Consider the following 18,523-nt stretch of genomic DNA (forward strand, 5'->3'; position numbering starts at 1 on the left):
CTTGGCCAACCAGCCGGCTGCAGCTGTTGGGCCTAGAGTCCCTCGTAGTACCTCCGGATCTGCTGGGCCATCAGGCTTCGGCGTTCGGCGAGGAAGTCCAGGTAGGTGTCCGCCGTCGTCGTCCTCAAGGAGTGGGGAATGGCGTTCTGGGCGAACGTCGCCTCGAGTTCTGCCAGGTGGGTGATTTCGCCGAGTGAGGGCTGTCCGGCCGCAATCTGTTCATCGATCCGCCTCATGTAGTCGGCCGGGGCCGCATCTGTGATGCCGATGTTGACGGGCGTCTCGGTCAGGGCGAAGTTGGCGATCTGATTGTAGAGGGCGCGGTCCGTGACACCGGACTTCACGAGGTAGTTCTTGGGAACCAGGTGGTGGATGTCGCCACCGTCCTCCAGCATCTGGCCGATCGTGATGTGCTTTGACAGGAATCCCTTCGCCTGGCCGTGAACCTGGGAGGCCAGGAAGACCGTGAAGTACGGGCTGCGCGTGCTCGCAGAGTTCATGGCTGACGGAAGCTCAATCTCCCAGAAGCCGTCCGTCAGCTGCCCGCGCTCGATCTGGTCCAGGTATTCGCGGGCACCGATCTCGCTGATGCGACGGATGTCCAGTTCGAACTGCGACTCGAACGAGCCCGAGTGCCGTCCCGTCAGCATGGACATGACGAACCAGCGGCGCACGATGCTCTTGACGGTGCCGTCGGGCATGGACTTTTCGGCCCGAAGCCTGAGATAGAGGGCGTAGGCGAAGTTTACGGCGTTCTTCGAACTCAGCATCTTCGCCTGCGTGAATCCGGCGGACTTGATGGTCAGGATGAATTGCTGGAAGTTGAACTGGTTCACGATCTCGAGCAGGACCCGTTCCAGCGTCTCGAACGACTCGGCAGCCAGCTCGTCGCTGAAGGTGCGCGATTCGAAGTCCCGTCCTGACAGGAGGCTCACGAGCGAGGACATCTTGCCCCGACCGAAGCCGCGGAGACCGGCGATGCGGATGATGTCTGTGTAGTCCGGGTCGAATAGATCCGACGAGTCGTCCTTGAGCCAGGCGATCTTGGACATGTATCCGGACTCGGCAAAAGAGTGGTCGTTTTTGGCGATGTCGTGGTAGACGGCGGGATGTCGGGCCATGTGGCAGAAGTAGTCGATGAGCTTGCGGAGGTTGGAACCGTACTCGCCGTGGCTGGAGATCTTGCTCATGGCGAAGTCCGCGCTGGACAGCGGAACGCCCTTGGAGTTGATGCGGATAAAGATCTCGGTGACGGTGTTGATGTCGAGGTCCTCCGACAGGGTGATGATGCCGACCTGCGCGTTTTGGATCGCGGAGAGCCGATCGAAGGCGCCGACGATGGACTCCTCGTCCGCTTCGGGGTTCTGCTCCAAGTAGGCGCGGATGGCAGAGAATGTCGATGCCGCCGACATGAACTCCGCCACGTCGGGAATCCACTCCTTGTCGCGTGCCCTGACGGGGGTCAGGGTCTCGAACTCCTCGGTCTGCGGGTTGAAGGCAATTTTGATCCGCTTCTTGGAGTAGTCCTTGTCGACGACTTCTTGGCCGACCAGGGCGGCGGCCATCGCCGTGATCCTCTGCTGGCCGTCGATAAGGATCTGTCTGAAGTGGGACTGGGTGCCGTCGCGTAGTCCGACGTCCTTGCTCTGCCAGGTGATGAGGTAGCCGATCGGGTAGCCCTTGTAGAGCGAATCCAAGAGGTCGCGCACTTTCGTCGAGTTCCAGACGAAGGGGCGCTGCATTTCCGGAATGGCGATCTGACCGGTCCGGACCCAAGAGAGGAGGGTCTGGACGTGGTGCTGACGGACTTCGTAGTTGGACAAGGCTCTCCCTGCTCGTCGTGGTGATCGGCTCTTGGGGCCGGCCTTGTGCCCAGGCGCTTCCGGCGATTCTTGGTGGCCAGGGCCGGTGTTCGGCCGTCATAGGAACTCTAGCCGTGCCGCGGACAAGAGGGGGTGCCGGGCGCGGCGTCAGGTGCAGTCCCCGGTCTCCAGCTCGATCGCCTCGGGCGTCGTGTCCCGGTAGCCGCGGCCGTCCGCCTCCTGGCTGATCGCCAGTCCGGTGGCCGTGCCGCGCTCGGCGCCGTCGGCCAGGCGCAATTGCACCAGCAGGTTCACGTCGCCCGGGGAGACCGTGGTGCCGACGGCCTCGCGGCGGGCCTCCCATGGGTCCGCGTGGGGTCCGTCGACGGGCAGCAGCTCCGAGCCGATCACCGTCCCGTCTTTCGCCGGCTCGATGAGCCAGGAACCGGTCACCTCCAGCCCGTCGGCATCGAGGAGCTCGACGCCGGTCAGCGTTCCCTCGTCGCCGTCCCCGGTGCGCAGGACCGTGCCGAACAGCGCCTCCTCGTGCCCGCGGAGCTCGATGCACGTCGCGCCGGGCGCGGAGAGGGCCGTGACGGGGCCGCCGGTTCCCGCGCCGCAGCCGGCCAGGACGACGGCGGTGCCGCGCCGCCGTCGTACCCTTGCCTCCGCGTGACGGCGCCCACAGGTACTGACAGGGCCTCCCGCGGCGCCGGCAGCGCCCTTAGCGTGGATCGCGGCACGATTCCGCGAGCCACCGAGGAGGAGCCAGCATGGAGATCATCGAACCCGCCCCGACGGCCAAGAACCCGCCGGAGCGCTTCACGGGCGACGTCTGGGTCGATCCGATCGCCTCGCCGCGCCAGGAGGGCCAGTCGATGACCGCGGCCACGGTGCGGTTCGCGCCCGGCGCGCGCACGGCCTGGCACTCCCACGCCCGGGGCCAGACCCTCCACGTGACCGAGGGCGTCGCCTACATGCAGTCCCGCGGCGGCGAGGTCCTGCGGGTCCTGCCCGGCCAGACCGTCTACACCCCGCCGGGGGAGGAGCACTGGCACGGCGCCGCGCCGGACCGCTTCATGGTGCACCTCGCCCTGCTGGACCAGGGCGAGGACCCCGCCACGACGACCACGTGGCTCGAGCAGGTCTCCGACGCCGAGTACGCCGCCGGGCCCTCCGACGCCTAGCCACCGACCCACCACACCGAGGAGAACCACACTTTGAAGGCCACCTTTATGTACGGAGCCGGCGACGTCCGCGTTGAGGACGTCCCGGACCCCGTGATCCAGCAGCCCACCGACGCGATCGTGCGCACCGTGCGCGCGTGCATCTGCGGCTCCGACCTGCACCCCTACCACTCCCTGCCGGCGGGCGAAGGGGCCAAGTCGATGGGCCACGAGCTCATCGGCGTCGTCGAGGAGCTCGGCTCCGAGGTGACCGGGCTGAACAAGGGCGACCTCGTGATCGCGCCCTTCGCCTTCGCCGACAACACGTGCGTGTTCTGCCGCGAGGGCGTGCACACCTCCTGCCTGCACGGGGGCTTCTACGGCACGGACGAGACCGCCGGGCTGCAGGCCGAATTCGCCCGGATCCCGCAGGCCTCCGGCAGCCTGGTCCCCGTGCCCGGCGTGGGCGAGGACTCCGGGCTGCTCGCCTCGCTGCTGACGCTGTCCGATGTCTACCTGACCGGCTACCACGCGGCCTTCCAGGGGCGCGTGGAGCCCGGCAAGTCCGTCACAGTGATCGGCGACGGGGCCGTGGGGTTGTCCGCGGTCCTCGCGGCGCGGCAGATGGGCGCCGAGCAGATCATCCTCATGGGGCGGCACCGCTCCCGCACGGACCTGGGACGCGAGTTCGGGGCGTCCGACGTCGTGGCGGAACGCGGCGAGGAGGGCATCGCCCGGGTCCTCGAGCTGACCCGGGGCGAGGGGAGCCACGTGGTGCTCGAGGCCGTGGGGCACCTGCCCGCGTACGAGCAGGCCTACGGCGTGGTCCGCCCCGGCGGCGTGATCTCCCGCGTCGGCGTGCCGCAGTACGAGTCGGCGCCGATCGGCTTCGGCTCGCTCTTCGGCAAGAACGCCGCGCTCACCGGCGGGCCCGCGCCCGTCCGCGCGTACATCGAGGCCGCGATCCCGCAGGTGCTCTCCGGCGAGATCGACCCGGGGCGCGTGTTCGATTCGACCGTCGGGTTCGACGGCGTGGCCGATGGCTACGCGGCGATGGACGCCCGGGAGGCGCTCAAGGTGATGATCGCGCCGTAGAGGGGTCTACCGGCGCCGACACGGGGCAATCGCCAGGATGAATGCGCGTTTCATCCGGTCGCCTGTGGAGTCGGTGCGCGGCAGTAGTGCCCCATTGAGTGGTGTAGCGCATGGTGGTCCGGCACGTCGTTCCTGACATGGACGCGGCCTTCTATGCCGCCCGGAGCGGCCTGAACATGGCAGCGGCGGGCCGCGTCCGGCGTCGTTCCCCCACCGCGACCGGCGCCGACCGCGCACTACCGCCGCTCAGGCGACGCCCTCATGCCACGTACGCCGCGTCTCGAGGAACCAGAAGGTCGTGAACACGCCGATCTCGATCCACTCCACCACGAACACGGCCTGCTTCAGTCCCAACGCCGTCAGGATGAGCACCGCCGGGATGCCGAGGACCATGATCGTCAGCAGCACGGCATAGCTGCGCCGCCGGCCGCCGCTCGTGTCCGCGGCGCTCAGCGGGCCGGGCCCCAAATGGCTCGCGATGGCCACCCCCATGCTGGCGATGAGCAGCAGGGTCGCCGCCAAGTGGACGCCGGCGAACTCGTTCCCCTCCACCGTCCGCCAGAGAAGCAGCACCACGAATCCCGCCAGGAACACGAAGCTGGCGATCGTCAGGATCCGCGTCCACGGGTCCCTCAGGAGACGTGCCCGCGCCCAGCCCGTGGTCCGGAAATCGAGCCAGGCGAAGACCGCGGCGACCACGAGGACCGCCACGACGGCGACCTGGATGGAGCGGATCAGTTCCAAGCGCTCGTCCGGCTCGAGCCCGCCGAGCGTCTCGCCGAGCCGCGTGGGGACGAAGGCCACGAACATCGCGTAGAAGCCGGCGAAGTTCAGGGCGTAGTCCTCCAGTGGCGAAGACCCCTTGTAGACCACGAGCAGGACGGCCGTGGCCACGAGCATCGCCACGAACAGGTCCCGGGCGGGGCCCAGGTAGTAGGAGCTGATGGACTCCTCGATGGTCCCCGTCCACCAGGCGTAGACGGCGATCGCGACGAGCAGCAGGAGCGGGACCACGAGGAGCATGAGGCGCAGGTACCGCAGGGTGTCCCGGGCCTGATTCGTCTCTGAAGAGGTTGCCATGCTCGATTGTCCGCCCGAAACCCCGGGCTGACCAGAGACGCAGCCGAGGCGGGCGGGACCGCGGAGCCGGGCTCCGCCGTCGTCCTCGCCCAGAGGGGCCCTGCCGGTACCCGGGACGGCAGGGACTCCCGCGGGGACCGCGGCCGGCGTTGACTGGAGGCAGCCGCCGGCCCGGTCCGGCGAACCGACGGAAGGAACCACCATGCACACCAGGACGCTTGGACAAGGACTGCGGGTCTCCGCGATCGGCCTCGGGGCCATGGGCATGTCGATGTCCTACGGCCCCAACCCCGGGGACCGGCAGGACATGATCGGCGTGCTCCGCCACGCCGTGGAGCAGGGCGTGACGTTCATCGACACCGCCGAGGTCTACGGGCCCTACGTCAACGAGGAGCTCGTGGGCGAGGCGATCGCCCCGCTCCGCGAGCAGGTCGTGGTCGCCACCAAGTTCGGTTGGGACATCGTCGACGGGCAGATGCGCGGCACCGACTCCCGGCCCGAGCAGATCCGCCGCGTCGCCGAGGGCTCCCTGCAGCGGCTCGGCGTCGAGGCGATCGACCTCTTCTACCAGCACCGCGTGGACCCGGACGTGCCCATCGAGGACGTCGCCGGGGCCGTGGGCGAGCTCGTGGCCGAGGGCAAGGTCAAGCACTTCGGGCTCTCCGAGGCCGGGCCCGCGACCATCCGCCGCGCCCACGCCGTCTTCCCCGTGACCGCGGTCCAAAGCGAGTACTCGCTCTGGACGCGGGACCCGGAGCGCGGCGTGCTGCAGGCGTGCGGGGAGCTCGGGATCGGTTTCGTGCCCTTCAGCCCGCTCGGCAAGGGCTTCTTCACCGGGACCGTCGCCGCCGACGCCGTGTTCGGGGCCGGCGAGATCCGCGGACGCGTGCCCCGCTTCGAGGCGGAGAACCTCGCCGCCAACCAGGCGCTCATCGACCACGTCCGCGCGCTCGCCGACGGGCTCGGCGCGCAGCCCGCGCAAGTGGCCCTCGCGTGGTTGCTCGCCCAGCGCCCCTTCATCGTCCCCATCCCGGGCACGCGCCGGCGCTCCCGGATCGACGAGAACGCCGGCGCCGCGTCGCTGCGCCTCTCCGCGGACGACGTCGCCTCGCTCGACGCGCTCGTCGACACCGTCGGCGTCGCGGGGGAGCGCTACGACGCCTCCGGGATGAGGATGGTGGGCCTGTAGGGAACCGCGGGACGGAGGACGACGGCGGGGCCCGGGCCGCGCGGTCACCCCCGGCACGTGCCGGGAAGGGGCGCCGTGCGCGAGGCGCGTCAGCGGCGGACGGCGGCCCCGGCGTCGTCCTCGTAGGCCGTGGCGCCGGCGAGGTCCCGCGCGGCGACGTAACCGAAGGTGAGCGCCGGGCCCAGGTTGATGCCGCCGGCGGGGTAGTGCCCGCCCATGACGGAGGCCTGGTCGTTGCCCGCGGCGTAGAGGCCGCGGATCGGCCGGCCCTGCGCGTCGAGCACGCGGGCCCGGGCGTCGACGTCGATCCCGGCGAAGGTGCCGAAGCTGCCGGGGATCACCTTCACCGCGTAGAACGGGCCCTTCTCGAGCGGGGCGAGCGAGGGGTTCGGGCCGTTCCCCGGGTCCCCGCCGTAGCGATTGAACTCCGTCTCCCCGCGCCCGAAGTCCGGGTCCTCGCCCCGTCGGGCATTGGCGTTGAACCGCTCCACGGTGCCGCGCAGCCCGGCCGGATCGATGCCACACGCCGCGGCCAGCTCCTCGAGCGTCCGGCCGGTCTTGAGGTAGCCCGAGCGCACGTACGGCCACAGCGGCACGGGGCGCGGCTTGGCCATCCCCAGCGGATACTTGCGGACGAACCGGGCGTCGGCGATCTGCCACGACTCCGCCGGCTCGCCGTCCGGGGTGGCCTTCAGCAGCGCGTGAACGTAGTCGTGGTAGCCGTTGGCCTCGTTGACGAAGCGCTTCCCGTCCCGGCGCACGCCGAGGGAGCCGGGCTTCGCGCGGTCCATGATGTGCGGGAAGGTCCCTTGGCGGCCGTTGGCATGCGGCACCAGGGAGACCGGGCACCACGCGGCCGGCGAGGCCACGTCCGTCTTGAAGCGGCCCCCTGCCGCCAGAGCCAGGTCCAGGCCGTCGCCGCTGGCCTCCCGCGGGGCGAGCGTCCAGTGTTCCCGCCCGGTGGGCGTGTGGGGGAACAGCTCGCGGCGGCGTTCGGCGTCCTGTGGGAACCCGCCCGTGGCCAGCACCACGCCGCGCGCGGCATTGATCCGGTACCGCCCGGAGGGACCCTCGACCTCGGCCCCGACGACGCGGCCGTCCGCGTCCGTGAGGAGCCGGAGCGCCGGGGTGGAGACGCGGATCTCCACCCCGAGATCGTCGGCGGACTTCATGAGGCGCCCGGTCAGCGCGGTCCCGTTGACGAGCTGCATGTTGCGCCGGTGCACGGCCAGGTCGAACAGGTGCGGCAGGAAGCGCTTGGCCGCGTGGATCAGGCCCGGGATGCTGCCGCGGGAGGCGGAGAGGAACTTCGTCAGGTCCGGCCCCGCCATGATCCCCATGCCCAGGAACGAGGTCTCGTAGAGCTGGTGGCGCATCCTGGCGCGCAGCTCCGGGCGGATGGAGCGGGCGTTGAACGGGGCGGGGCCCACGGAGCGGTGGCCGGTGCCGGCGCCCGGGGTGTTGCCGTAGATGTCCCGGATCTTCGCGCCCGGGGTGAACTGCAGCGAGGTCTTGCCGTGGAAGAAGCCGACCATGTGCGGGACGGCCTCGAGGAACGCATCGACGCGCTCGGCGTCGTACTCCTTGCCCAGCCGGTGGCGCAGGTAGGTGCGGAACTCCTCGCGGTCCTCGTCGACGCCGTCGGCCTTCGCCAGCGGGTTGCCGGGGGTCCACGCCCAGCCGCCGGACCAGGAGGTCGCGCCGCCGCAGACCTCGGCCTTCTCCACCACGAGCACCTTCAGCCCGTGGTAGGCGGCGGTGACGGCGGCGGACAGCCCTCCGGCCCCGGAACCGACCACCAGGAGGTCGACGTCCTGGGCCTCGGGACGGGTGACGGGACCGGTGTCGGAACCGACGTCGGGGCCGGCGTCGGAGGTCGAGCCGGAACCGGCGTCGGGGGTCGGCGTGGCGGGGACATCGCTCATCGGGTGGGCTCCGTGGTGTGGTGGTCGGGTGTGGAAGCGCGCAGCGCGTCCGCTGCCTCGAGGACCCGTTCGGCCGCGTCCCGGAGCTTCCGGACCCACGCGGCCTCGCCGACGCGCGCCACGGTCGCATCCGACGGCGTCTCGACGCTCACCGGCACGCCCGCCGGCAGCGCCGCGACGATCTCCTCGATCCGGAAGCCGCCCAGCCCCGGGACGCCGCGCTCGGAGCGGGATTCCGTCACGAGCCCCGCGCGGTCGGCGGGGCGCACGGCGGGACCGTCGCAGATCTGGAGCAAGGGGACCAGATCCGCATGCTCGCGCAGCTCGTCGAGCGTGCCCCCGAAGCGCCGGAAATGCAGCGTGTCCACGACGATCCGGCATCCGGCCGCGCGGGCCAGCTCCGCGGCGTCGGGGATCGAGTGCACCGCCTGGTAGGAGATCGGCTCGAGCATGGGCGTGATCCCGTGGTCGCGTCCGTCCGCGGCCATCCGGGCCAGGGTCTCCGCGAGGCGGGAGCGGTCCGGATCGCTCGCGGCGACCGTGAGCCCGGTGGCGCCGAGGGCCGCGCCGGCCTCCATCATCCGCAGCCACGCCTCCCGCTGCTCGCTGCCGTCCAGGAGCAGGAACTCGATGTCGCGGACCGTGACCCCGGTGTCCCGCATGCGGGCCAGGGTCTCGGCCAGCAGCGGGGATCCGGGCTGCATCTCGTAGGCCCGCTCGGCGGCGGTGACGGGACGGACGCGGGCGCCGATGAAGTCGAATCCGGCGTCGGCCGCGAGCCGGACGAGGTCCGGCGGCGCGGTGCCGACGAGCGAGAGCTGGGCGAGCCCCAGCAGTGGGCGGGGCGCCGTGGCGGGGAACGGGATCACGGAGTCCCCCCGGAGTGGACGACGGCGGTTGGCGGCGCGGGGGCCGCCGCGCCGGGCGCCGGGGCCGGGACTTCGCCGCCCTCGGCGACCTTCGCGGCCGCGCCGGTGGCGACATGCGCGGTGACGTGGGTCGGGGCGACCGGCCCGTCCGACGGGAACGGTGCGAAGCGGACCGGCGCCCCGGTGCGCGCGGACTCGTAGACGGCCAGCAGGATGCGCAGGGCGCTGACGGCGTCGCGCCCGGTGACGGCGGGGTCGTCGCCGCGCGAGACGGCGTCCACGAACTCGCGGATCTGGGCGGCATGGTACGGAGCCAGCCCGGCATGGATCGCGGACAGCCCGGCGTTCGGCTCGGCTCCGGCCGGATGCGCGGGGGAGGAACCGACCACGCCGTCGGCGGCGTGGAGGGTGACGCGCCCCGCGCTGCCTTCCGGGAACTCGGTGAGCTCGACCGTCGCCCCGGTCGAACCGGTGATCCGGACCTGCGCCCCGAGCGCCGGCGAGGCGGCGGTCGAGGCCGAGAGCGTGGCCAGGGCGCCGGAGGTGAACGTGATGACGGCGCTGGCCGAGTCCTCCACCTCGATGTCCGCCCCGTGCTTGAAGGTGTTGACGGCGCCGTGGACCTCGGCGACGTCGCCCAGGTACCACTGGAGGAGGTCGATGTAGTGCACGGCCTGCGTCATGAGGACCCCTCCACCGTCCGTGGCCCAGGTGCCGCGCCACGCGTCCGTCGAGTAGTACTCCGGGTCCCGGTGCAGCAGCACGGACGCGTGCCCGAGCACCGGCGTGCCCAGGGTGCCGTCGTCGATCGCGGCGCGCACGCGCTGGGACGCTGGCCAGAACCGGCGCTGGAACAGGACGCCGAGCCGGACGCCGGCGGCGTCGCAGGCCCGGACCATGCGCTCGGCGGAGGCCAGGTCGACGGCGACCGGCTTCTCGCACAACACGTGCGTTCCCGCGGCCGCCGCCGCGAGGACGGCTTCCTCGTGGGCCGGGTGCGGCGTGCAGACGGAGACGACGTCGAGCCCGAGGCCGAGCAGCTCGTCGAGGGAGCCGACGGCCGCGGGTACGCCCCACTCCGCGGCGGTGGACTCGGCCCGGCCGAGGTCGATGTCGCAGACCCCGACGACCTCCACGGAGTCGAGTTCGGCGAAGGCCTGGAGGTGGTTGCGGCTGATCTTGCCGCAGCCGGCGATGCCGACGCGGAGCGCGCGGCCGGGGTGCTGCTGGTTCACGGGTTGCCTCTCGGGAGCCGGGTGGTGTGGCTTCCACGGTAGGAGCCCCCGGATCGGGGCAGGGCGACCGTTCCATTGAACGGAAGAGGTGATCTCCGCGAGGTTCAGGGGGCGGGGCGGAGCCAGGGCCTCGGCCCCTCGCCCCGGCGCGAGGATCCCATGGACCGGGACAGCGAGCGCGCGCCGGCGATCAGGACGGGCAGGACCAGCTGCGGGTTGTCCTCGGCCAGGGGGACGACGACGGTGATCGCCCCGATCACCTCGTTCCCGGGACCGAACACCGGAGCCGCGTATCCCGCGTTCTCCTCGACCAGGACCCCGGGGAGCCGGACGACGCCGCGTTCCCGGATCTGTGCCAGATGCGCCCGGATCCGCGCGGGATCGGTCTCCGTCGCCGGCGTCGTCCGCTCCAGCTCCCCGGCCAGGAACCGCTCCTGGACCTCCCAGGGGGCGTGGGCCAGCATGGCGAGCCCCGCGGAGGTCGTGTGCATGCCGAGCCGGCCGGCGACCTCGGCCACGTCCACGGCGCTGCCGTGCCGGTCCAGCCGCTCGAGGTAGAGGACCGTGAAATCCTCGAAGCGCGGCACGGAGAGCCAGACGTGTTGCCGCACGGCGGCGTGGACGCCCTCGAGGACGGGGCGGCCCGTGCGGCGGAACCGCTCGGCGGAGGTCGAGCGGGCGGCGAGCTCCCACAGCCGGATGCCGATCCCGAAGCGTCCCTCCGGGTCCCTCTCCAGGTATCCGGCCGCCTGCAGTTCGCCGGCCAGCCGGTGCGTCGTGCTGACGGGCAGGCCGGCCGCGCGGGAGAGCTCGCCGAGGGTCAGCAGGGGGGAGCCGTCCTCGAAGGCCCCGAGGATCCTGGTGATGCGGTCGAGGACGGATTCCCCGGACGACGAATTCGCCATGCTTCCGGTCCTCCCTTCGGCCGTCGCGCGGTCCGCCGTCGTCCTCCTGTGTCCTCCTACGCCTGGGCGGTGGCCCGCTCGCCGCGGACGCCCGCGAAGAACGCGCCGAGCTCGCCGGTCGCGGTCAGCGGCAGGACGGTGGCCACGTACTGGTCCGGGCGGACCACCACCACGACGCCGGCGCGGTCCAGCTGCCGCTCGTCGAAGATGTCCGCGGCGGGGTCCACGCCGTAGACCTTGTTCAGGTCCGTCAGCCGGAACGGGCCGACCTCGGGCTTGAAGGCCCGCGGGACCGCGTTGATGTCGATCTCGGTGTGCGGGTGCTGGTAGATCACGCGCGCGTCGAACCAGGCGTCGTCGTCCCCGCCGGCGGGCTGCGCCGCGAGCGGCGACTCCGGGGAGGAGGCCAGCCACTCGCCGAGCGCGTCCGTGGGGGAGTCCGTGCCCGGCAGCGCGGGATCAGCGAAGACGTAGATGCGCCAGCGCCCGTCCGCCTTGGCCTGGTGGCCCAGGTGCAGCGGGTTGGTGTCGCTCACCCGCACGGCGCGGGCGGACTTGAAGCGCTTGCCCACCGGGAAGCCCGCGGCCAGCTCCTGCTGCTCCGCGCCGCCGACGATCATCGACGGCGTGTACTCCGTCATGAACCCGGCCGGGAACTCCGCCGTCCGGACGTAGAAGTCCTCCAGCTCCGAGGGGCTGGAGAACTCCTCCGGCTTCTTGGCCATCATCGTGGACCACGTCTTGTCGAAGTCGATCAGGTTCTTCGCGACCACCTGGCGCTCGGCCGAATAGGTGGACAGCAGCGAGGCGGGGCTGCGCCCCTCCAGCACGTGGCCGAGCTTCCAGGCGATGTTGAAGCCGTCCTGCATGGACACGTTCATGCCCTGGCCGGCCTTCGCCGAGTGGGTGTGGCACGCGTCGCCCGTGATGAACACGCGCGGCGTGCGGTCGCCGAGCTCCTCCGGCAGGACGTCGTCGAAGCGGTCCGTGAGGCGGTGGCCCACCTCGTAGACGCTGTGCCACGCGACGTTGCGGACGTCGAGGGTGTAGGGAGACAGGATGGCGTTGGCCTGCGCGATGATCTGCTCGATCGTGGTCTTGCGGACGTTGCCGGCGTCGTCCGCCGGGACCTCGCCGAGGTCCACGTACATGCGGAACAGGTGCCCGCCCTCGCGCGGGATCAGCAGGATGGAGCCGCCGTCGTGGGACTGGATGGCGCACTTGAGGCGGATGTCCGGGAAATCGGTGGACGCGACGACGTCCATGACGCCCCACGCGTGGTTGGCGGCGTCGCCCGCCAGGGTGCAGCCGATCGAGGAGCGGACCCGGCTGCGGGCGCCGTCGGCGCCGACGACGTACTTCGCGTGCACCGTGCGCTCCGTACCCTCCTCGGCGCCGGCCGTGTGCTTGAGCGTCACGGCCACGGGGAACTCGCCGTCGCCGACCGTCAGGCCGACGAATTCGTAGCCGTAGTCGGGCGTGATGCGGGCGGGCGAGCTGGCGGCGAACTCCGCGAAGTAGTCCAGGACCCGCGCCTGGTTCACGATCAGGTGCGGGAATTCGCTGATGCCGTGGGGATCGTCCTGGGCGCGGGCGGAGCGGACGATCCGCGACGGGTCCCGCGGGTCCGGCTTCCAGAAGGCCATCTCCGTGATCTGGTACGCCTCCGCGGTGATGCGCTCGGCGAAGCCGAACGCCTGGAACGTCTCGACGCTGCGGGCCTGGATGCCGTCCGCCTGGCCGATCGCGAGCCGGCCCGGGCGGCGCTCGACGAGCCGCGTGGTGACGGAGGGGAACTGGGCGAGCTGGGCCGCGGCCAGCATTCCGGCGGGGCCGGAGCCCACGATCAGGACGTCGATCTGCTCCGGGAGCTCGGCGGGGCGGTCGACGCCGGTGCCGGCCGCCGGCTCGATGCGCGGATCGCCGGAAACGTAACCGTGGTGGTGGAACTGCACGGGCTGTCCTCACTTCATTGTGCTGCCGCTGCGGGCTAGTGGTGTTCGATAATAGAACTTGAGATTCGATAATCGAACAAACTGTTATCGACGACTGTACGGCAGGTATGACGCGCGTTACAAGGGGCGCCCGCGCATAAATGTGGTGCGGCCGACGGCGGGCACTCGCCGCCGCGGAAACGCTTCAGCGAGTTCACGTCGTCTCGGCGAGGCCACGGGGTAGACCCCGCGCAGTCGCCAACAGCCCGCGGTTTCGCCGAGACGACGTGAACTGGGCGGGTCTCGGGCGGCGGGTGGGTGTGGAGCTCGCTTCCGGCCGGTCGGCCGTCCCGGGGGCGTCCCCGCAGCCCGCGGTTTCGCCGAGACGACGTGAACTGGGCGGGCCCCGCGGTTGGTTCGTTGCCGCCCTTCCCGGCGCCCGTGCCGCCACGTACCGTTGGACCATGGCCGCCATACTCGTCGCCTTCGATGGCTCGGACAGCGGGAACGCGGCGTTCCGCTGGGCCGTCGACGAGGCCGCGCTCCGCGGCTGGGGGCTCTGCCTCGTCGCCGTCGCCGAACCCGTCCCCGTCACGAATGCGCGCGTCGACGCCCAGTATCAGCGCCGGATGTCCGAACAGGCAGGGGCCCGGCTCGCCGAGGCGGCTGCCCGCGCCGAGGGGCGCGGCGTCCCGACCGAGGTCCACGTCCTCAGCGGCCACGTCGCCGACGCCCTGCGCGACCTCTCGCGGACCTTCCATCTCGCCGCGGTCGGCCGCACGGGCGCCTCCGGGCTCGGCCAGCGGGTCTTCGGCAGCCTCTCCCAGGCCCTGTCCACGCACGCCCACTGCTCGACCGTCGTCGTACCGGCCGACTGGGCCGGGCCCGGACCGGGGGCCGGTGGCCGCGTCGTCGCCGCCGTGCGGGCATCCGGCGACGGCCACGTCGCGGAGGCCGCCGCCGAGGCCGCCTCGGCGCGCGCCCGCCCCCTGCTCCTGCTCACCGCGGAGCGCAGGCCCGCCGCACAGTCCGGAGAGGACGACGGCGGGGCCGCGCCTTCCGGGGCCGCCCCCGCACAGGGCGCGGGGAGCGACGGGCCGTCGTTGGCCCGCGCGTTGCGGGAGCGCTACCCGGGGCTCGAGCTCTCGGTCGAATCGGCCGCCGGCCCGGCGGCCCGGGCCGTGGCGGGCGCGGTCGGGGCGGGCGACCTGCTCGTCGTCGGATCCCGCGGGCACGTGGGGCTCGCCGGGCTCGTGCTCGGCTCCGTCAGCCAGCCGCTGGTGCGGGACGCGCCATGCCCGGTGATGGTGGTCTCCGGGGCGTTGCGGATTTCATGACCCGGCTGGAACAATGGGCTCAGCCCGCCGCCTTTCGCGGCGGGCGGTCGTCTGCCGATTTTCTTGAGAGGAACCATGTCTACCCCTGGTGACAGACCGGGGCACAGTCCGTGCCCCCCGCCGCAGCGCATCCATGTGAACGAGCGCCATGGTGGGGGGTGTAGCAATTGGAACTGATCTCCATCCTGATCGGCCTGCTCCTCATCATGGCGTGCGGCCTCTTCGTGGCCGCTGAGTTCTCCCTCATCACGGTCAACCGGAACACGGTGCGCGAGGCCGCCGAATCCGGGGACAAACGCGCGGCCGGCGTCCTCAAGGGCATGAACACGCTCTCCACGCAGCTCTCGGGCGCCCAGCTGGGCATCACGCTGACCAACCTCGGCATCGGCTTCCTCGCCGAACCGGCGATCGCCGCCCTCGTCGTCGGCCCGCTCGAGGACGCCGGCCTTCCCGCGGCGGCCGCCCGGACGGTGTCCATCACGATCGCCCTGGTCCTCGCGACCCTGCTCACCATGGTCTTCGGGGAACTGGTCCCGAAGAACCTCGCCATCGCCCGCCCGCTCGCCACGGCCCGCGCCGTCGTCGGCTTCCAGCGGGGCTTCAGCACGGCCACCGGCCCCCTGCTACGGTTCTTCAACGGCACGGCCAACAAGCTGGTCCGCGCCCTCGGCGTCGAGCCCCAGGAGGAGCTCGCCTCGGCGCGATCGGCCGAGGAGCTGGCCGTCCTCGTCCAGCATTCGGCCCGCCAGGGCGTGCTCCCCGAGCAGACCGCCGATCTGGTCCAGCGCTCCTTCGCGTTCGGGACCCGGCGGGGCCACGACGCCATGACGCCCAGGACGCGCATCGTGTCCCTCGCCCCCGGCGACTCGGTGCGGGACCTCCTGGCCACCGCCGCGCGGACCGGGCACTCGCGGTTCCCCGTCATCGAGCCCGGATCCCACGAAGTCGCCGGGACGGTGCACGTCCGGCATGGCCTGGCCGTGCCCTTCCCCGATCGGGGCGGCCGGACCGTCGCCGACGTCATGGACGCGCCGATCCTGATGCCCGACACGGTGGAGCTCGACGACCTCATGGACTCGCTGCGGTCCGGCGGGCTGCAGATGGCCGTACTGATCGACGAGACCGGCGACGTCGCAGGGCTGATCACCCTCGAGGACCTCGTGGAGGAACTCGTGGGCGAGGTCGTCGACGAACACGATCCCGACGACGGCACGAGCCGGCGCCTGCCGGACGGTGCCTGGAGCCTGGAGGGCGCCCTGCGCCCGGACGAGGCCTCGGAAGTCATCGGGCACGCCGTTCCCGAGAGCCCCGAGTACGACACGCTGGCGGGGCTGGTGACGATGCTGCTGGGCCGCCTCGCGGAGCCCGGTGACACGGTGGGGCTGACCACGGAGGGGGACCACCGGTATCCGGCGGCCCGCCTGGAGCTCGAGGTCGAAACCATGGAAGGAGCCAGGATCTCGCGGGTCCGGGCCACGGCTTCCAGCCTCGAAGAAGCCAACGACGTCGGAGGGGAGCTCTAGATGGACGTCATGGGAATCGTGCTCACGGTGGTCCTCCTGGCCGCCAACTTCTTCTTCGTCGGAGCCGAGTTCGCGCTCATCGCGGCCCGGCGCAGCCTCATCGAGCCCAAGGCACGCGAGGGCGGTCGGGCCGCCAGGATGACCCTGTGGGCCATCGAGAACGTCTCGCTGATGATGGCCGGCGCCCAGCTGGGCATCACCGTCTGCTCCCTGGCCCTGGGATACGTCACCAAGCCCATGGTCGTGTACGCGCTCAAGGGGCCCTTTGACAGCTGGGGAATCCCCGAGGGGTGGATCGATCCGATCGCCTACGCGATCGCCCTGAGCCTGGTCACCTACCTGCACGTGGTGCTCGGAGAAATGGTGCCCAAGAACATCGCGCTCGCCGGTCCGGAACGCATGGCACTGGTCCTCGGCCCGGCCCTCGTGGTCGTCGTGAAGGTCCTGCAGCCCGTCCTCTGGTCCATGAACGGGATCGGCAACGCCATCCTGCGCCTGTTCAAGGTCGAGCCCAAGAACGAGGTCTCCAGCACGTTCACGCGCGACGAGGTCGCCGGCCTCGTGCAGGAATCCCGGCAGGGCGGCCTCCTGGACCAGCAGGACGAGAGGCTCCTGCTCGGCGCCCTCACCTTCGAGGAACGGTCCGTCGAGGGGATCATCATCCCGCTGGACCGGGTCGTCACGGTACCCGACGACGCGACGCCCGCGCAGATCGAGGAGCTCGCGGCCCGCAGCTTCTCCCGCTTTCCCTTGCGGGGCGCCGACGGTGCGCTGGCTGGCTACGTGCACATCAAGGACCTCCTGGGGCTGGATCCGGACAGCAGGGACGCCCCGGTTCCGCCCGGGGTCGTCCGGCCGCTGCCGCGCGTGGGACGCGAGGACGCCCTGCGGGGTTCGCTGCAGCGGATGCAGGAGGGCGGAGCCCACCTGGCGCTCGTCGTGGATGCGTCCGGGACCCCCTGCGGCGTGGTGACGCTGGAGGACATGCTGGAAGAGCTCGTGGGCCAGATCCGCGACGACAGCCGGAGCATCCACCAGGCGTAGCCATGGCGGCCGGCCGGTTCATCCCGGCCGGCCGTCTCACCGCCGTTCCGACAACCTCGCCCCCGCCACCGAGCCGGCTGTGAAGAGCACCGCGAGCGCGAACACCAGCAGGAGCGGGGCGGTCCAGCCGTGCGTCGCCGCGTTGAGCCAGCCGGCCACGGGCGGGGCGGCCGTCGCGGCGAGATAGCCTCCGGCCTGGATGCGTGCCGAGGCCGCGGCGGCCTCCGCGTCGCTGCGTGCGATCCGCGGGACGATCGAGAAGATCGCCGTGAATCCGCCGCCCTGCGCGACGCCGCCGAGGAGCGACCACACGACGAACGCCTCCGGAGCCACGAGCAGGCCGATCGGCAGCGCCATCCACAGCGCCCCGACCAGCACCATGGGGATCCACGCCCGCGTCCGTGCCGCCACGAGCGGGACGCCGAGCGCGCCGACGATCGCCGCGATCTGGAACAGGGACGCCGAGGCCCCGGACGCGGCGGGAGCGAGGCCGCGCGTGTCGGCGAGGAGCGTGGGCAGCCACGCCGTCGTCGCGTAGTAGGCGCCCGACTGCCCGCAGAATCCGAGGAGCAGGAGCGCGGTGATCCGCTTCATCCGGCGCCCCGCGGCGTCGTCCGCCGCCGGGCCGGCCGCGGCGTGCGGCGCGCCCGGACCGCCGGGCAGCGAGGGGACGGGGTCCGCGGGTGCGGGGCGTGGGGAGGGAGGCATCGGCGTCGTGCCCCGGGCCAGGCGCAGCCGGCGGGCCTTGACGAGCCAGAAGGCCAGGGCGGCCGCCGTGACGACGCCCCAGGACGCGATCGCCCACCGCCAGCCGAACTGCGCGGCGAGCGGCGGCGTGCCCAGGAGGGTGGCCATCGAGCCGACGTTCATGACGGCCGAGTACGCCCCCGTCGCCGCGCCGACGCGGTTCCACGGGACGTCGCGCCGGATCAGCACGGGGACGACGATGTTGCCCAGCGTCATCGCGGCGCCGATCAGGACCGTGCCCGCCATGATGACGGGGGTCGGGCCCAGCGAGCGGATCACGGTCCCCGCGAGCACGCCGGCGAGGCACAGCACGACCGTGGTCTCCGGGCCGAAGCGGCGGATGGTGCGCGTCGCGAGCGGGGTGGCGAGCGCGAAGAGGAGCACCGGCAGGCCCGTCAGCATCCCGACGCCGGCCGCGCCCAATCCCGTGTCCGCCCGGATGTCCGGGACGACGGCCGTGGGCGCGATGATCGGGGCGCGCAGGTTCAACGCCAGAACGATGATGCCGACGAGCACCCACGGCAGCGCCGGGCGGATCGATGAGGCCGGGGGAGCCATGCCGCTCAGCGTCCGGCCGGCTCGGTGGCGGCGGGCGTGTGCATGGCGGGCCTTCCTGCGTGCGGGGTCGCGGGAGGTGCCCGCACGCCCATCCTAGGAGCGCCACCGGCGAAC

The 18,523-nt window shown here is 71.9% G+C and carries 15 protein-coding genes; 6 read left to right on the forward strand and 9 right to left on the reverse strand.

The features are described from left to right. Positions 1-32 precede the first annotated feature (32 nt). Both ACQ3I4_RS09120 and ACQ3I4_RS09125 read right to left on the reverse strand, forming a co-directional pair. Positions 33-1,823, reverse strand: a complete 1,791-nt coding sequence (locus ACQ3I4_RS09120) for a GmrSD restriction endonuclease domain-containing protein (protein ID WP_430633399.1) — start codon at positions 1,821-1,823, stop codon at positions 33-35. Positions 1,824-1,970: 147 nt separating this feature from the next. Continuing rightward, positions 1,971-2,255, reverse strand: a complete 285-nt coding sequence (locus ACQ3I4_RS09125) for a hypothetical protein (RefSeq protein ID WP_430633400.1) — start codon at positions 2,253-2,255, stop codon at positions 1,971-1,973. Between the two features lie 320 nt (positions 2,256-2,575). Here ACQ3I4_RS09125 and ACQ3I4_RS09130 point away from each other — a divergent pair, with 320 nt between their 5' ends. Further along, positions 2,576-2,989 (forward strand): (R)-mandelonitrile lyase, encoded by a 414-nt coding sequence (locus tag ACQ3I4_RS09130; protein WP_430633401.1) that lies wholly within the window; start codon positions 2,576-2,578, stop codon positions 2,987-2,989. Between the two features lie 33 nt (positions 2,990-3,022). Further along, positions 3,023-4,063: a zinc-binding dehydrogenase gene (locus ACQ3I4_RS09135; protein ID WP_430633402.1), complete on the forward strand. Its 1,041-nt coding sequence runs from the start codon at positions 3,023-3,025 to the stop codon at positions 4,061-4,063. 246 nt (positions 4,064-4,309) lie between these two features. Here the strand turns inward: ACQ3I4_RS09135 and ACQ3I4_RS09140 are convergent, their stop codons facing one another. Continuing rightward, positions 4,310-5,143, reverse strand: coding sequence for a hypothetical protein (locus tag ACQ3I4_RS09140; RefSeq protein WP_430633403.1), 834 nt, complete (start codon positions 5,141-5,143; stop codon positions 4,310-4,312). A 202-nt stretch (positions 5,144-5,345) separates the two neighbouring features. Between ACQ3I4_RS09140 and ACQ3I4_RS09145 the strand changes: the two genes are divergently transcribed. Further along, positions 5,346-6,332: an aldo/keto reductase gene (locus ACQ3I4_RS09145; RefSeq protein ID WP_329862572.1), complete on the forward strand. Its 987-nt coding sequence runs from the start codon at positions 5,346-5,348 to the stop codon at positions 6,330-6,332. Between the two features lie 89 nt (positions 6,333-6,421). Here ACQ3I4_RS09145 and ACQ3I4_RS09150 read toward each other — a convergent pair whose 3' ends face one another. From ACQ3I4_RS09150 to ACQ3I4_RS09170, 5 genes are all read right to left on the reverse strand, one after another. Then, positions 6,422-8,257 (reverse strand): FAD-dependent oxidoreductase, encoded by a 1,836-nt coding sequence (locus ACQ3I4_RS09150; RefSeq protein ID WP_430633404.1) that lies wholly within the window; start codon positions 8,255-8,257, stop codon positions 6,422-6,424. Further along, a complete protein-coding gene (locus ACQ3I4_RS09155) occupies positions 8,254-9,126 on the reverse strand; it encodes a sugar phosphate isomerase/epimerase family protein (RefSeq protein WP_430633405.1) in 873 nt (290 codons plus the stop codon). The genes ACQ3I4_RS09150 and ACQ3I4_RS09155 overlap by 4 nt, the downstream gene beginning before the upstream one ends. Beyond that, the gene (locus ACQ3I4_RS09160) at positions 9,123-10,361 is read right to left on the reverse strand and encodes a Gfo/Idh/MocA family protein (RefSeq protein ID WP_430633406.1); all 1,239 of its coding nucleotides are present in this window, start codon (positions 10,359-10,361) and stop codon (positions 9,123-9,125) included. The genes ACQ3I4_RS09155 and ACQ3I4_RS09160 overlap by 4 nt, the downstream gene beginning before the upstream one ends. A gap of 104 nt (positions 10,362-10,465) precedes the next feature. Further along, positions 10,466-11,266 (reverse strand): IclR family transcriptional regulator, encoded by an 801-nt coding sequence (locus ACQ3I4_RS09165; protein WP_430633407.1) that lies wholly within the window; start codon positions 11,264-11,266, stop codon positions 10,466-10,468. Between the two features lie 56 nt (positions 11,267-11,322). Continuing rightward, the gene (locus tag ACQ3I4_RS09170) at positions 11,323-13,221 is read right to left on the reverse strand and encodes an FAD-binding monooxygenase (RefSeq protein ID WP_430633408.1); all 1,899 of its coding nucleotides are present in this window, start codon (positions 13,219-13,221) and stop codon (positions 11,323-11,325) included. Between the two features lie 443 nt (positions 13,222-13,664). On the opposite strand from ACQ3I4_RS09170, the gene ACQ3I4_RS09175 reads away from it, so the two are divergent. The 3 genes from ACQ3I4_RS09175 (at position 13,665) to ACQ3I4_RS09185 (ending at position 17,104) form a co-directional block, all read left to right on the forward strand. Then, positions 13,665-14,537, forward strand: a complete 873-nt coding sequence (locus ACQ3I4_RS09175; protein WP_329862560.1) for a universal stress protein — start codon at positions 13,665-13,667, stop codon at positions 14,535-14,537. 167 nt (positions 14,538-14,704) lie between these two features. Continuing rightward, complete coding sequence (locus ACQ3I4_RS09180; RefSeq protein WP_329862558.1) at positions 14,705-16,060, forward strand: hemolysin family protein; 1,356 nt, start codon at positions 14,705-14,707, stop codon at positions 16,058-16,060. Then, complete coding sequence (locus ACQ3I4_RS09185) at positions 16,061-17,104, forward strand: hemolysin family protein (protein WP_329862557.1); 1,044 nt, start codon at positions 16,061-16,063, stop codon at positions 17,102-17,104. Positions 17,105-17,140: 36 nt separating this feature from the next. On the opposite strand, the gene ACQ3I4_RS09190 is transcribed toward ACQ3I4_RS09185, so the two are convergent. Beyond that, positions 17,141-18,409, reverse strand: a complete 1,269-nt coding sequence (locus tag ACQ3I4_RS09190; RefSeq protein WP_430633409.1) for a CynX/NimT family MFS transporter — start codon at positions 18,407-18,409, stop codon at positions 17,141-17,143. Between the last annotated feature and the right edge of the window lie 114 nt (positions 18,410-18,523).

The organism is Zafaria sp. Z1313 (assembly GCF_050563205.1).
GTDB lineage: Bacteria > Actinomycetota > Actinomycetes > Actinomycetales > Micrococcaceae > JAZDCJ01.

Coding starts and splice junctions, on each gene's coding strand:
- ACQ3I4_RS09130 (WP_430633401.1), top strand. CDS start 2,576: ATGGAGATCATCGAACCCGCCCCGACGGCCAAGAACCCGCCGGAGCGC.
- ACQ3I4_RS09140 (WP_430633403.1), bottom strand. CDS start 5,143: ATGGCAACCTCTTCAGAGACGAATCAGGCCCGGGACACCCTGCGGTAC.
- ACQ3I4_RS09145 (WP_329862572.1), top strand. CDS start 5,346: ATGCACACCAGGACGCTTGGACAAGGACTGCGGGTCTCCGCGATCGGC.
- ACQ3I4_RS09150 (WP_430633404.1), bottom strand. CDS start 8,257: ATGAGCGATGTCCCCGCCACGCCGACCCCCGACGCCGGTTCCGGCTCG.
- ACQ3I4_RS09165 (WP_430633407.1), bottom strand. CDS start 11,266: ATGGCGAATTCGTCGTCCGGGGAATCCGTCCTCGACCGCATCACCAGG.
- ACQ3I4_RS09175 (WP_329862560.1), top strand. CDS start 13,665: ATGGCCGCCATACTCGTCGCCTTCGATGGCTCGGACAGCGGGAACGCG.
- ACQ3I4_RS09185 (WP_329862557.1), top strand. CDS start 16,061: ATGGACGTCATGGGAATCGTGCTCACGGTGGTCCTCCTGGCCGCCAAC.
- ACQ3I4_RS09190 (WP_430633409.1), bottom strand. CDS start 18,409: ATGGCTCCCCCGGCCTCATCGATCCGCCCGGCGCTGCCGTGGGTGCTC.